Genomic DNA, 13,880 nt, shown 5'->3' with positions numbered 1-13,880 from the left:
CCCTTAGGGTTATTTTTTGCCCTTTACAGTATTTTTTAAATATTAGGGCCCTTAGCTCAGCTGGTTAGAGCGCACCCCTGATAAGGGTGAGGTCGGTGGTTCGAGTCCACTAGGGCCCACCATTTAACTTAACATTTCTGTATTCTGGGGCCATAGCTCAGCTGGGAGAGCGCCTGCCTTGCAAGCAGGAGGTCAGCGGTTCGATCCCGCTTGGCTCCACCATTGTTCCCTGATAGCTCAGTTGGTAGAGCACTCGACTGTTAATCGAGTTGTCACAGGTTCGAGTCCTGTTCGGGGAGTCCAATATCCTGAGAGCATTCATTTGCTCTCGGGGACTTAGCTCTCACGGAGAAGTGTCCGAGCTGGCCGAAGGAGCACGATTGGAAATCGTGTAGGCGTCACAAGCGTCTCGAGGGTTCGAATCCCTCTTTCTCCGCCACTAAACATATTGGACAAGCATTACTTTTATCAAGGCCCGTTGGTCAAGGGGTTAAGACACCTCCCTTTCACGGAGGTAACAGGGGTTCGAATCCCCTACGGGTCACTTTAATTTATTCTTTATATAATGGAGACTTAGCTCAGCTGGGAGAGCATCTGCCTTACAAGCAGAGGGTCGGGGGTTCGATCCCCTCAGTCTCCATTCTTAATATCGCGGGGTGGAGCAGCTCGGTAGCTCGTCGGGCTCATAACCCGAAGGTCGCAGGTTCAAATCCTGCCCCCGCAATTGAATTATATGGAACTGTGGTGTAGAGGCCTAACATGCCTGCCTGTCACGCAGGAGATCGCGGGTTCGAATCCCGTCAGTTCCGCCATTTAATTGTTTACTTCTGATTTGGAATACAGTTTTGGTAATCAATTCGCCGGTGTAGCTCAACTGGTAGAGCAACTGACTTGTAATCAGTAGGTTGGGGGTTCAAGTCCTCTCGCCGGCACCATAGTTTCATATGGAGGATTAGCGAAGTGGCCAAACGCATCAGACTGTAAATCTGCTCCCGTAAGGGTTCGGTGGTTCGAATCCATCATCCTCCACCAGTTTTTTAAAAAATATGGCGGTCGTGGCGAAGGGGTTAACGCACCGGATTGTGGCTCCGGCACTCGTGGGTTCAAGTCCCATCGATCGCCCCATTATTTACTCCTTATCACTGTTGGGGATTAGCCAAGCGGTAAGGCAACGGACTTTGACTCCGTCATGCATAGGTTCGAATCCTATATCCCCAGCCATTTTAATGAGAGCCATTAGCTCAGTTGGTAGAGCACCTGACTTTTAATCAGGGTGTCGAAGGTTCGAGTCCTTCATGGCTCACTTTTTTAAATAACATATGCGGTCGTGGCGGAATTGGCAGACGCGCTAGATTCAGGTTCTAGTGGTGTAACAGCCGTGGAGGTTCGAGTCCTCTCGACCGCACCATATGTTTTGCGGAAGTGGCTCAGCGGTAGAGCATCGCCTTGCCAAGGCGAGGGTCGCGGGTTCGATTCCCGTCTTCCGCTCCATAATACGCGCCCTTAGCTCAGCTGGATAGAGCGTTTGACTACGAATCAAAAGGTCGGGAGTTCGAATCTCTCAGGGCGCGCCACTTTTATGAAATGATAACAGGCCATTATCATTCTTAATCTGTGTAACGGGATGTAGCTCAGCTTGGTAGAGCACCTGGTTTGGGACCAGGGGGTCGCATGTTCAAATCGTGTCATCCCGATTTCATATATTTTGCGGGTGTAGTTCAATGGTAGAACTCCAGCCTTCCAAGCTGGTAGCGTGGGTTCGATTCCCATCACCCGCTTACTTAAAAGGAGCCTTTCGCTTTATGCGGAAGGCTTTTTTGTGCATAGCATTAGAATATATTAGAAAATAAATTAACTAGTCGGAGCTAGGAGCAAGCTATCGCATAGATAACCATAAACCTTATCCCCGATGTGGAACACACACAAGGCATTGGATAGTGTACGAAGCGGGGATAAGGTAGTGAGGCCAGAGATTTGTGAGTCTTAAACAATTCAGGTCTGTTTCACTATGATACTGCGATGGTTTATTACTGCTCATAATTACTATTCACCAGGAGACTCACAAAGTTTTGTACAGACCAATGAGCTTCTGAGCAGCTTTGCTAAGGTAGTGCTGTTTGAGCCAAATGACAGCCGAACTAGACGTTTCCTGAGGTCCCGCAATTTGATAAGTGAGGATCTGTTCGCCTTTATATCGATGTAAGGAGCTTCTAGGAAGGATCGAAGAGCCGAACCCTGAAGCGACGAGTTCAACGAGCATTCCAATATCAGAGCATTCTCCTATGATTACAGGCGACAGGCCTCGACTGTGAAACTGATCCAGGATCAAGTGATATAAGCCCAGTCCTTCTGTACTTGGCAGGATTAATGGATACTGTGACACCCTCTCATAAGGGATGGAAACCACGGATTCATGGTTTAACGGATCTGCGTTTGCTTGATGAGCTCCCGTAACAAAATATAGAGGCTCCGTGCCAAGTACTTCATAGTCAAAATCCTCTAGTGCGATGGGAAGGCGTATAATGGCTAGATCAAGTACCCTTTCTTTGATTAGCTTAGCAAGTGTATTGGTTTCGTTCTGTTGAATTTTAAAGGTAACTTTCGGATAGAGGGTGCGAAAAGTACTCAGTACCTTCGGCAGCTTCTCATCAGACAGTGTATTGATGCCAATAGATAATTTTCCTCTGACCCCAAGACCCGATTCCTGTACCTCTGCTGTGGCTTCTTCCATCAAGCGGGTGATGGTTAACGCATGCTCATATAGCGTCTTGCCTGAGGCAGTAAGCTCTAATTGTCTCCCGTTTCGATAGAACAAAGGGACACCGAGTTCTGTTTCCATCAGCTTCAGCTGCTGGCTCAGTGGAGGCTGTGACATATGAAGTCTATGCGCTGCTGAGGTAACCTGCAATTCTTCGGCCAAGGCAATAAAATAACGTAGCTGCTTAATATCCATCCACTAAACTCCTCATCCTTATCTATATGATAATCCTATACTTTAGCAAGGTTTTAAATATTTTTAATATAGTATGTCCCATGATACCATAAAAACATAGCACAGTGGTGGAGGGATGATGTGAGGTTATTACAGGCTTCCTTATCAATATTAGTTATGATGATGTTGATCTCAGGCTGTGCAATGGATGGCAATTCAGAAAAATCTCAGCAAGAGGCACAACCTGTTTCTGATACACAAGCAGATCAATCTATGAATTCGGGCACATCTGATCGCGCCATTGAATCTGAGGTTTCTTTCAACGCAGGAGCACAGCAAAATAACAATAAGAATCATCGTCAGGAGGATGATCAAGTGAACTCTATGGATTTTGTAAATGCAGCAGAGCTTGGAGATACCGACAAGGTTCTTACCATGCTGGAGCAAGGTATTGATATTAATGTTACGGATGATCGAGGAAGAACGGCGATCCTTGCAGCGACATATGGAAATAAGCCTGATACGGTAGAGGCTCTTATCCAGAAAGGGGCAGACTTGAACCTGCGAGATCAGCGTAGTGACAACGCTCTTCTCTATGCCGGAGCTGAAGGCAGACCAGAGATTGTGAAACTGATGGTTGAAGCAGGTGCAGACACAACACTAACGAACCGGTTCGGAGGCACGGCATTAATACCTGCGGCAGATCGAGGTCATGTCCAGATTGTCGAGTATCTGCTTAAGCATTCGGATGTAGATATTGATCATATCAACAATCTCGGATGGACCGCGCTGTTAGAGGCGGTTATTTTAGGAGATGGCGGAGAACGGCACACTCAAATTGTGAAGCTGCTCGTTGAACATGGGGCGGATGTAAACCTGGCTGATGGACAAGGTGTAACGCCCCTGGCGCATGCGAAGAGCCGAGATTTTAAAGACATGATTACAATCCTGGAGAAGGCTGGTGCTAAGTAATAGGACCAATGATTGCAAAGTACAGGAGAAACAGATTATCAAGGAACTGGATATATTGAAAATTTGAAAGCTGGTTTTAATAATGAGTACCGATAAGAAACCCATAACGAAATGTGAAATGAAAGATAAAGAGAAGCATCTAAACAAAGGTTTGAATACGAAGCTGGATAAGATCGCAGAAAAAAACGAAGTCGAACTTGAGAAGAATCAGACAACGAGTGCGGAGTTAAGGTCAATGATTACAATTTCTGAACTACGCCAGAAAGGATCTGGTGTTGAGCTCAGACCGAGCTATTTACTCCAGGAGCTCAAATCGAGATTCTCATTGAATGTGCTGCTTGCCGGTGTGCAGTGGCTTTTCTTTTTGTTTACGAATACCGTGATGGTGCCGCTATCAATTGGTCATGCGTTAGGGCTACCGCCTGAAGAAATAGCTGCTTCGATGCAGCGTTCTTTTATTTTGACGGGGCTGCTATGTATCGTCCAGGTGATATGGGGACACCGATATGCGCTCATGGATGGACCTGCCGGCGTGTGGTGGGGAGTGGTGCTTAGTATTTGTGCGTCTGCTCCTGCAATGGGAATGGATCTTGCAACAGTAGGGTCGAGTTTGATGAGCGGATTTATTTTGTCCAGTGTGATGGTCATTATTTTGGCGATGTGCGGCTTTATCCGCATCCTGCAGCGAGTGTTTACTCCGATCGTCATGGGCGTGTATCTGTTGCTGCTTACGTTTCAGTTGGCTAATACGTTCTTCAAAGGCATGATCGGCTATGATCAGAGCGGTACATGGAATCTGCCCCTGGCCGGACTATCGCTAGTCATTATTCTGGTGGTCGCTGTTATTCATCTCAAAGGCAGAGGGAAATGGGGACAGTTCTCGCTCCTTGGAGGAATTGTGTTTGGCTGGATAGCCTATGCGGTGTTGTTTGGTCAAAATTCAGGATCGGCTGCATCTGCTGCTTCTACAGGGGGCTCAGCTGGTAGTGCTTTACTATGGCAGTGGATGCCCTGGGGTAATTTTGGGTTAGAGCCAGGGATTATAATGGTTGGGCTGCTTGCCGGGCTTGTGAACATGACGAATACGTTAACGAGCCTAACCGCTGCAGGGAAATTATTCAATCGAACAGCAACACCGGGGCAATACAAAAGAGCGTTTATATTCACCAATGTATTCTCGGTGCTCGGAGGATGCCTGGGATTGATTCCTTTTGGCACGTTTGCGTCCTCGATCGGATTTCTGGAAAATACAAAGGTTCTCCGGCGTGCGGCTCTACTAGCTGGATCCCTGATGTTTATTATCGTCGGGGTGTTTCCTTCGTTAAGCGGATGGCTGGCTCAGCTGCCCTTAACGGTTGGAAATGCAGTACTGTTTGCCGCGTATCTCCAAATGTTCGGTACGGCCATTCGAACGTTCCAAGGCGCGGTATTTAATCCGAAGACCATCTATCGGGTGGCGCTGCCTGTACTTGTTGGAATAAGCATCATGAACATACCGATTTCTGCTTTTAGAGACTTTCCTCCGCTGCTCACCCCGTTGTTGTCCAATGGACTTGTAATGGGTGTGGTGCTTGTCATTATTTTAGAGAATATGGTCGGATGGGATAAATATGAAACGGCCAAGTTAAAAAATAATATGGGATAAGATAAGAAGCTACGAATTACATGCCGGCTTTAGAGAGGATGGCAGTGTGTCGTAGCTTCTTTTTTAATTCATAAATTTAGCTCGAGTGGACTTCACTGATGGCGCGTTTCGCCAGCATCTGATAAACGGCGTCGTCCATCGGCGGATTATGGAGTCCGAATCTTACATCACGATACATGCGTGAGAGCGGGTGGGAGCTGGCCAGACTGTGAACTCCGACAATCCGCATGGCTGTATCTACAATAGAGAGTGCATTCTGAACGGCAAAGGTCTTGGCTGCGCCAAGATCGGGAGCGATTCCGGCCAAGTCGCTGTCTGTCAAAGGCCGCTCCAGCTGCTCCCATCTAGCCGCTACACTGTACAAAAAATGACGGGCTGTCGTCAGCTCCATCTCGAGCTGCCCAATCTTATGCTGAATGTGAGGCAGCTCGATAATGGGATGGGTCAGGCTATTCGGCTGATATGCCGCAGCGAAACGAAGCGCTTCTCTCCTTGCCCCCTGGGCGATCCCAAGATATACGGCTGGAATGTTAAGCAAGTAGGCGTTGGGACGAATGGATTTCTTCCCTGCAGGGCGTCTTCGAACCAGCGCATTTTCAGGCAGTTGCACTTGGTTTAGCACAAGATCATGGCTGACCGTCCCGCGCATGCCTGTCATGTTCCAGGTGGGCTCAATACTTACACCTGGCATATCTTTATGAACCAGATATTCACCAACTTCACCAGTAACCGAATCTGTGGCCGATACGACATAATAATGAAGTGCCGTTGATAGCGACGTAAATGTCTTCCGCCCTGTCAGCACATAGCCATTGCCATCCGAAGTCTTCTCTGCAGAGGTCTGCGGCTTCCCTCCACGTGAAGGACTTCCCGTCGCCTTTTCCGAATCTGCTGCATTAACCAAGGCGCCTTCCGATATAACGGCTCTGCATAAAGCATGGAAGGACGCTTCATCCCATAGCTGGTTCTGTCCTACGTTGAATACCGTAATATGATGCCATCCAATGGCGAGAGCTGTTGCGGCATCCACCATGGCGATACGCTCCTGACACTGCAGAAAATCGGAGAGAGATACGCCCAGCCCTCCATACTCCTTGGGAACAGAATAGGTGTGGTAGCCTGCTGCCAGCAGGTCTCCAATCAGTGCGTAGTTCAGCTCATTCTGCTCATCTGCTCTTGCTGCACTATCCATATGCTGTTCAGCTATGCTTCCGATGATCTCAATATGATCCTTCTGTGGTTTATTAAACACGAGTGACACCTCTATTCGGTTGGTCTGACCTAAAATTAATGTCTATAGCTTGAGTGCCATCTTCTGTATATGATTGAGCATGCCTGTCATATCCATTCCGGCATGGTTGCCGAGCAGGATGATCGTTATGCCGTTATCCAGATTACGCGAAATACCTGTAGAGTAGCCTGTACCACTGCCGTTATGGAATACGACCGTGCCTTCATCTGTTTCACTGACCATCCAGCCGTATCCATAGTTTCGATCAGAGTATTGCGTGTACATGGTCTCTTGAATTTCCTCGGACAGCACTTTGTTTCCCCGTAGAGCCTGATCCCATTTCAGCAGATCATCAACTGTAGAATACAGTGTACCGGTTCCGGATTGGGAAACATAATAGCTGGCCTCGGCCCATGTACCCTTCTGATCCGTATAGCCTTTCATTGTTTTGGTAGAAGGGGTTGCCGTACCTGTATTCTTCATGCCAATCGGCTTAAAGAATTGCTCTTGAAGATATGCGCCGTACTCTTTGCCCGACACACGCTCCAATATAGCAGCAAGTAAAATGTATCCGTTATTGCTGTAACGGTATTCAGCACCCGGTTCTGCCATCAGCTTCTTCGTACGAATCTCCGCAAGTGTATCCTCCATAGTAATCCCTTCCTCACGCGTAAAATTGGAAGGAAGCCCGGAAGTATGTGAGAGCAGCATATGAATGGTAATCTCATTACCGCGGTCAATGCCGGATACGTATTTGGAAACAGGGTCTTCAAGCGAAATATTTCCCTGCTGAACCTGCTGCATGATGGCTGCGGCTGTAAAGCCTTTGGTGATGGAGGCAATGCGTGATTTTTGATCCGGGCGAACAAGGGAATTGATATCCGATAATCCGTAGCCTTTTCTCAATTGAATGTCTCCATTACTCGCCACAAGCGCTATGCCTGAGTATTTGGTCTCCTTAAGATACTGATCGATTGCAGCTGAATCACTACTCATGATCGTCGACGAATCTGATTGCAGGGTGATGATCATCTGGGAAGAGGTATTCGTTAACTGCAGCCCTGCTTTCATCGCATCCGAGAGGGTACGCAGCGGAATCATAAGTGTGCCGCTCATATTCTTCGATGGAGCAGGGAGCATGAGCCGATCGTCATTGATTTGAATGACGTTGGTTCCCGCACGGTGTGTAATGGTATCGCCATGATTATAAATTTCCACCGTTTGTTTGGCTTGGTTCCATTTCACTTGCCCGCCGAGAGCAGCGGCCGCCTGTCTAAGGGGAGCATAGGTCGTTCCCTTCTCAACAAAAGGGGCGTATTCCCACGTGACAGACTCGCTGTCGACTGTAATGGAAGCCGGCTTGGTCGTGGCGGCAGCTGCGGAAGCAGCCTGAACCGGCGATATGCCTACTGACGGTGATAGTAATGCAGAGGTAACAAGTATGGCTGATAAAATTCGATTAAACATCGATTTCTTATGAACATATGTGCTGAATATAGACATGTTGTAAGTAAGCCTCCAATTCTGATTATGACCTTATGTAATGGATATAACCACACTGGTTTCATTTTATAGGATTGAAAGTTGGTAAACAACCCATATAATGGGGCATTAATTTAATAACTCCTCCATTAAAAACGCTGCTCGAAAGCGCAGGCTGTTGGCAGGCAGGCGCAGGGAGCGGCCTGTCAGCTGCTCACATTTGTCCAGTCGGTAAATCACCGTATTCCGGTGAAGGTACAATTGCTTGGCCGTATCGGCAATATGGCAGTGATTATCTAAAAAACTCCGCAGCGTCTTCAATAGCTCTCCGCGTTCCTTGTCCTCCAGAAAGAGCAGGTGTGCGAACGTTTCTTTGATAAACTCCTGCAGATCCTCCTGCGGAAGCATCCGCAACAGGTCAGATAACTCCTTGACATGATAGAACTGCACGTAGCGCTGCTGCTGGCTGTGCTGGCCCGTCTGCAATGCATCAAGTGCTTCCTGGTAAGCTCGCGGCAGTTGGGACAGCTCATCTGCGGTATTGCTGACGCCGACGGACAGCGATACTTCATGCTGGGACCAGAGCGAATGAATCATCTGCTGCAGGCGTGACGCGAGAAGACGTTCAGGCAGCTGGTGCTCGTCAAGGGCAGCTTCCTCAAGGGTATGCACTGGAAGCAGCATGACGACGGCGTCATTTTTGGAAAAAAGAATGAATGAGAAGTCGCTTGCCTTGGATTCCCCTTTAACGAGCTCATACAGATCCTCCTTCATTGAAGCTGTGCGCCCCCCGATGGAGTCATTCGGCAGCATTGGTGAATAGGAGCTGAAGCTATTGCGGCTGCGGAGAGGTGCATCCTTCTTCAGCACAACACAGTAATAGGAGCGCTGCTCGCTGAGTCCATATCTGCGCCCGCGGTGAATCAGGTCCTGCTTATCTGAGATCAGTCCATCCACAAGGTCGCCGAAGAAGTCGTTCTTGTAGCGGCGGGAGCGTTCCTTGACAGCCTGGCGCTTCAGTAGATCGAAGCTGATCACGTTCGCTGCCTGTTCGAGGGTCAGCAAGGAGAGCGTACTGACAGGATACTGGTTCGTAAAGGACAGCAGGTATCCTTGGGACTGATCCGTCTGGATCGGATATTGGAGCAAATAGGAAAAAGGAACAGCACTGCTGGGTGGCAGCGGAATGCTGGGAGAGCGGGCTTCATGCAGTATCGACGGCAGCCAGTTCGAGATATTTTGCAGGAGCGAGGAATAGGCAGTTCCAAATCCGGATGATGTAGCGAAAGGCTCCAAGCTGCGGTTTACAAGCAGTACAGGATAGGAGAGGAGCCTTGCGAGCTCCTCCAGAATTGTTTGGAGGCTTTTGCCTTCCAGAAGAATGTCGGAAAAGTAACGATGGCTCTCAAGCGCATATCGCATCTCCTCTGTTCGGGATTCCATAATGCGGGCCAGCAGCTGATGCAGCGCTTCGGAGAGAGCGCAGTCGAGCGACAGCTCCAGCAGTGGAAATTGAAGACGGTCGGCGGCCTCCTTGGCTTCTTCAGGAATGTGATCAAGATACCGCTTTGTCTTAATGCCAAGTCCGGCACAGCCCAGCTCAGCCATCCTCGTGACCAGCTGCGTCAATATCTCAGGCTTGTCTTTGATGGCATATCCGGTAGTAAGGAGGAGCTCATTAGGCTTTAAGTATTCGAAGATGTCGGGAGAGTCCATCATATTGACCGAGTATACAGCACGGTAAAGTCCCTCGCGGCCGGCGGTTACCCGGGAGCTGGCGAGCATGGGAATGTCGAGCAGATCGGATATTTTCATGAGGTTACCTCCAAAGGTATCAAATATATAAAATTGTACAGCTCAATCAGAGTTCAATCCGGTGAAAAGGAAAGGGCCTTGAGTGAAGATGGTTACTTCAAGAAAGCTTGGGAGGCGAAGAGAATACTTTTTTTGGGTATATGTGTCAGGTATGCGTTAGGTTTTTTCTAGAAAATAGTTATCTTAACCAATGATTTAAAATGTTTTAGTCTACTATAGCCAATGACAATGAAATATTCAATCCTTTATGATGAGATCAATTCACAGAAATGTAATAAATACTAACATAAGGCGGGAAGTGATCAGCATTAGTACAACGCTTATATATAACGGCACGATTCTTACGATGAATGTGGACAATGAAGTGTATTCTCCGGGCTATGTATACATCCAGCATGACCAGATTGTAGAGACAGGAGCATGGCCTATGGAGGAAGGGAGCATCCGTCATCTGCTGGAGGCAGATCGGAAAATAGATGCCGGGGGCAAAGCGGTCATTCCTGGTCTGATTAACGGACACACGCATCTATTTCAGACCTTTCTTCGCGGCGTGTCAGATGACCATCCCTTGTCCGAGTGGCTGCGGCAGGTGATATGGCCGGGATCGCTTGCCATGGAAGCCGAGGATTTTTATTTGGCTGCACTGATTGGATGTATTGAAAATTTAAAGTCAGGCGCTACATACATCATGGATCACCATTACATCCATACCTACGAGGAGAACACGGAGAATGTACTCCGGGCCATGGTGGAATCAGGGATCCGCGGGCATCTGGCTCGCGGGGGAGTGGATCTGAGCTACGAGCCGAGGCTGAGAGAAGAAGAGGACGTCATCTTCGAGCGTACAGCAGCGCTGCTCGACCGCTGGCAGGGGGAAGGAACAGGACGTATCGAGATTGCTATGGGTCCATTAAATCTGTACGGATGCTCCAGACCATTCCTTGAACGGGCGGCCAGATTCAGCTTGGACCGGAACTTGATCACGCATATTCATGTCGCCGAAACGAGCGATCAGATTGACAATACGCTGTCCCGGTTTGGACTTCGGAATCTGGAGCTGGTCGAAGCGGTCGGCATGCTCGGTCCAAGGACTCAGGTGGTGCACGGAATATGGCTCGATGATGGCGAGCTTGAACTCCTTGCTAAGCACCAGGCATCCATTATTCATTGTCCAGTATCAAATATGTATCTTGCCTCCGGCGTTGCAAGGGTGCCTGAAATGCGAAAGGCAGGCATTAATGTTGCGCTGGGTACGGATGGACCGGGCAGTAACAACTGTCAGGATAATCTTGAAGTGCTGAAGTTCACGGCATGTCTGCATAAAGTGCATCATCTGGATTCCACAATGCTCCCTCCAATGGAGGTGCTCGAAATGGGTACACGCGGCGGAGCCAAGGCGATGGGCAGAGAGAAGGATTTGGGCTCGCTAGAGCCTGGGAAGAAGGCGGATATCGTCATTATTGATATGCAAAAAGCCCATATTGCACCGATTCACCGTTATTCCTCTGCACTTGTTTACAACGCCAATGGGAACGATGTACATACGGTGTTTGTGAATGGACAGATTGTTGTGGAAGCCGGACGCTGTACGCTCGTTGATGAGGAGGAGATCATCAGGCGGGCACAAGCAAGGGTGGATCGGCTAAGGGAGAAGCTGATGAACCGTTATCCTGCTTATAGTGTTCGCAGCTAAATACGTCTTCTTATAGAAGGAGGGGATGAGATGACACAGCGAAGGTGGGTGACCAGAATCGTAGAGTGGGGGATGGAGGTTATCTTCTATGCATTTGCCATTCTGCTGGCTCTGGTTGCAGGCGGGCTCGTGATGGCTGCGGCGAGCGTATCACCGCTCGAAGCATACGGGCTGATCTGGCAGGGAGCAGCGGGCAGTGTGAACAGTATCAAAGAGACCCTGGTAAAAGCAACCCCGCTCTTATTTGCGGGCCTAAGCTACAGCTTTGCTTATCGAAGCGGGCTGTTCAATATTGGAGCAGAGGGTCAGATCTACGTCGGAGCCCTTACAGGGGCGATGGCTGCCCTGCTTATGCCGGCTGGTACTCCGTTTCTCTTGCATTTGCCGCTCTCTCTCTTGTGCGGCTGTCTTGGCGGAGCAATCTGGGGCAGCATTGCCGGACTGCTCAAGGTAGGCCGGGGAGCAAGCGAGATCATTAATACCATTATGCTGAATTATATTGCGATCTATTTGATCAGCTATATGGTCACAGGCCCGTTGAAGGACCCGAATGGGAGCATGCCTCAATCGGCACCCCTTCCAGACAGCTCGGTTCTGCCGACATTGCTCGGGTCCAGGCTGCATTATGGTTTTATCATTGCCATTGTCGTTGCCATTCTTATGTACTTCCTGCTCCACAGGACGACTTGGGGCTATGAGATTCGCTCCACAGGACTTAATGGACAGGCGGCCAAAGTCATGGGGATGCCGGTGAGAAGGAACATGGTCATGGTGATGCTCGTCAGCGGTGGCCTCGCCGGGCTCGGCGGATACATCGAAATTGCCGGTGTTCAGCACAGGCTATTGCAAAATTTTTCCCCAGGCTATGGCTATGAAGGAATTGCGGTCGCACTGCTTGGAAATACGCACCCGCTCGGCAATATGGTATCGGCACTATTGTTCGGAGGGATGAAGAGCGGAGCGAATGCAATGCAGCGAGTGACCGGTGCTTCAACCTCGCTCGTGCTCGTCATTCAGGCACTGATGATCATCATCGTGGTGTGCAACAGATATTGGTTCGGCAAATACAAACGTCAAATTACTAAATGGATACTGCACAAACTCGAAGGTGCGCATGCTGGAGCTCATCCGGGCAAGGTGTCTCTGTCCAAGGCAGGAGGCGGAAAAAATGGGTGAAGAGCTGTGGATCAGTTATGCAGCTGCCGCAATCCGGCTCTCGATACCTCTGCTTCTGGCTGCAATCGGAGTGCTGTTCATGTCCAAGAGTGGAATTCTGAACATCGGTATGGAGGGCATGGTGCTGATCGGGGCGCTGGCTGGAGTGGTGGGTGCGTACTATGGCGGTAATGTATGGGCCGGGCTTGCTGCTGGAGTTCTGGTCTGCGGCTTGGTTGGTATCATCTTCGCTTTCTTGACTGTAACGACCGGAGCGGACCAGGTCATCATCGGCACGGCGCTGAATCTTCTCGGTCTTGGTCTGACAACAGTCTTTGGCAGGAGTCTTCTGGGGATGGGTACAGAAACAATTCAGGTTGAAGCGGTTCCCGTGCCTCATATCCCACTTCTGCAGAATATACCCTGGATCGGCCCCGCTGTATTTGAGCAAAATCTGCTGGCTTACCTCGCATTTTTACTGGTTCCGATCACAAGTGTTGTCTTATACCGAACCCGCTGGGGACTGACGGTCCGCGCTGTAGGCGAGAACCCGCTTGCGACAGATACGCTCGGGGTCAGGGTGCATCGGGTTCGCTATACCTGCTGTCTCATTGGCGGTATGCTCGCAGGTCTTGCAGGCTGTGCGCTGTCACTCGGCATTCTGAATCAATTCACGGAGAATATGGTAGCGGGCAGAGGCTTTATCGCACTATCGGCTGTCATCTTCGGCCGCTGGACACCCGCGGGGACAATGGGAGCTTCCTTATTATTTGGAGGAGCTGATGCGCTTCAGCTTCGCGTCCAGTCCTTTGGCATTGAGATTCCTTACCAGTTCATGCTGATGTTTCCTTATCTTCTGACCATGCTTGCACTGGCCTGGTTCTCAGGTAAGGCAAGACAGCCGGCAGCGACAGGCAAGCCTTATAAAAGTGCAGCCAATCGTCATGCATAAGCA

The 13,880-nt window shown here is 49.4% G+C and carries 9 protein-coding genes and 18 tRNA genes; 23 read left to right on the top strand and 4 right to left on the bottom strand.

Annotated elements, in window-relative coordinates; genetic code table 11:
• Positions 1-45 precede the first annotated feature (45 nt).
• The 18 genes from TCA2_RS15610 (at position 46) to TCA2_RS15525 (ending at position 1,778) form a co-directional block, all read left to right on the top strand.
• Positions 46-122 (top strand) — tRNA-Ile (locus TCA2_RS15610).
• Positions 123-146: 24 nt separating this feature from the next.
• Positions 147-222 (top strand) — tRNA-Ala (locus TCA2_RS15605).
• A 4-nt stretch (positions 223-226) separates the two neighbouring features.
• Positions 227-299 (top strand) — tRNA-Asn (locus TCA2_RS15600).
• A gap of 48 nt (positions 300-347) precedes the next feature.
• Positions 348-439: transfer RNA gene (locus TCA2_RS15595), tRNA-Ser, on the top strand.
• Positions 440-472: 33 nt separating this feature from the next.
• Positions 473-544 (top strand) — tRNA-Glu (locus TCA2_RS15590).
• 23 nt (positions 545-567) lie between these two features.
• Positions 568-640 (top strand) — tRNA-Val (locus TCA2_RS15585).
• Positions 641-650: 10 nt separating this feature from the next.
• Positions 651-724, top strand: a tRNA-Met gene (locus TCA2_RS15580).
• A gap of 11 nt (positions 725-735) precedes the next feature.
• Positions 736-812 (top strand) — tRNA-Asp (locus tag TCA2_RS15575).
• Between the two features lie 47 nt (positions 813-859).
• A tRNA-Thr gene (locus TCA2_RS15570) sits at positions 860-935 on the top strand.
• A gap of 11 nt (positions 936-946) precedes the next feature.
• Positions 947-1,032 (top strand) — tRNA-Tyr (locus TCA2_RS15565).
• Between the two features lie 17 nt (positions 1,033-1,049).
• Positions 1,050-1,125, top strand: a tRNA-His gene (locus TCA2_RS15560).
• Between the two features lie 21 nt (positions 1,126-1,146).
• A tRNA-Gln gene (locus TCA2_RS15555) sits at positions 1,147-1,221 on the top strand.
• A 9-nt stretch (positions 1,222-1,230) separates the two neighbouring features.
• A tRNA-Lys gene (locus TCA2_RS15550) sits at positions 1,231-1,303 on the top strand.
• Positions 1,304-1,321: 18 nt separating this feature from the next.
• Positions 1,322-1,408, top strand: a tRNA-Leu gene (locus TCA2_RS15545).
• A gap of 8 nt (positions 1,409-1,416) precedes the next feature.
• Positions 1,417-1,491: transfer RNA gene (locus TCA2_RS15540), tRNA-Gly, on the top strand.
• A gap of 6 nt (positions 1,492-1,497) precedes the next feature.
• Positions 1,498-1,574 (top strand) — tRNA-Arg (locus TCA2_RS15535).
• A gap of 46 nt (positions 1,575-1,620) precedes the next feature.
• Positions 1,621-1,694 (top strand) — tRNA-Pro (locus tag TCA2_RS15530).
• Between the two features lie 13 nt (positions 1,695-1,707).
• Positions 1,708-1,778, top strand: a tRNA-Gly gene (locus TCA2_RS15525).
• 281 nt (positions 1,779-2,059) lie between these two features.
• Here TCA2_RS15525 and TCA2_RS15520 read toward each other — a convergent pair.
• Positions 2,060-2,953: a LysR family transcriptional regulator gene (locus tag TCA2_RS15520; protein ID WP_047912505.1), complete on the bottom strand. Its 894-nt coding sequence runs from the start codon at positions 2,951-2,953 to the stop codon at positions 2,060-2,062.
• 120 nt (positions 2,954-3,073) lie between these two features.
• Here TCA2_RS15520 and TCA2_RS15515 point away from each other — a divergent pair, with 120 nt between their 5' ends.
• A complete protein-coding gene (locus tag TCA2_RS15515) occupies positions 3,074-3,904 on the top strand; it encodes an ankyrin repeat domain-containing protein (protein ID WP_338000040.1) in 831 nt (276 codons plus the stop codon).
• An 82-nt stretch (positions 3,905-3,986) separates the two neighbouring features.
• Entirely contained in the window at positions 3,987-5,549 is a 1,563-nt protein-coding gene (locus TCA2_RS15510) for a uracil/xanthine transporter (protein ID WP_238546415.1), read from the top strand.
• A 76-nt stretch (positions 5,550-5,625) separates the two neighbouring features.
• Here TCA2_RS15510 and TCA2_RS15505 read toward each other — a convergent pair whose 3' ends face one another.
• The 3 genes from TCA2_RS15505 to TCA2_RS15495 form a co-directional block, all read right to left on the bottom strand.
• Positions 5,626-6,801 (bottom strand): acyl-CoA dehydrogenase family protein, encoded by a 1,176-nt coding sequence (locus tag TCA2_RS15505; RefSeq protein WP_238546414.1) that lies wholly within the window; start codon positions 6,799-6,801, stop codon positions 5,626-5,628.
• A gap of 42 nt (positions 6,802-6,843) precedes the next feature.
• On the bottom strand, positions 6,844-8,283 hold the full coding sequence (locus tag TCA2_RS15500) for a serine hydrolase (RefSeq protein WP_047912503.1): 1,440 nt from the start codon (positions 8,281-8,283) through the stop codon (positions 6,844-6,846).
• A 108-nt stretch (positions 8,284-8,391) separates the two neighbouring features.
• Positions 8,392-10,077: a PucR family transcriptional regulator gene (locus TCA2_RS15495; protein ID WP_047912502.1), complete on the bottom strand. Its 1,686-nt coding sequence runs from the start codon at positions 10,075-10,077 to the stop codon at positions 8,392-8,394.
• Between the two features lie 298 nt (positions 10,078-10,375).
• Between TCA2_RS15495 and TCA2_RS15490 the strand changes: the two genes are divergently transcribed.
• The 3 genes from TCA2_RS15490 to TCA2_RS15480 are packed head-to-tail and all read left to right on the top strand — an operon-like array spanning position 10,376 to position 13,877.
• A complete protein-coding gene (locus TCA2_RS15490; protein WP_238546413.1) occupies positions 10,376-11,770 on the top strand; it encodes an amidohydrolase family protein in 1,395 nt (464 codons plus the stop codon).
• Between the two features lie 30 nt (positions 11,771-11,800).
• Positions 11,801-12,946 (top strand): ABC transporter permease, encoded by a 1,146-nt coding sequence (locus TCA2_RS15485; RefSeq protein WP_152557761.1) that lies wholly within the window; start codon positions 11,801-11,803, stop codon positions 12,944-12,946.
• Positions 12,939-13,877: an ABC transporter permease gene (locus TCA2_RS15480; RefSeq protein WP_047912501.1), complete on the top strand. Its 939-nt coding sequence runs from the start codon at positions 12,939-12,941 to the stop codon at positions 13,875-13,877. Before TCA2_RS15485 ends, TCA2_RS15480 begins: the two co-directional genes overlap by 8 nt.
• Positions 13,878-13,880: the final 3 nt, after the last annotated feature.

This window comes from Paenibacillus sp. TCA20, from assembly GCF_000732325.1.
GTDB classification, from domain to species: Bacteria; Bacillota; Bacilli; order Paenibacillales; family Paenibacillaceae; genus Paenibacillus; species Paenibacillus urinalis.
This window is presented reverse-complemented; position numbering and strand designations above follow the sequence as displayed.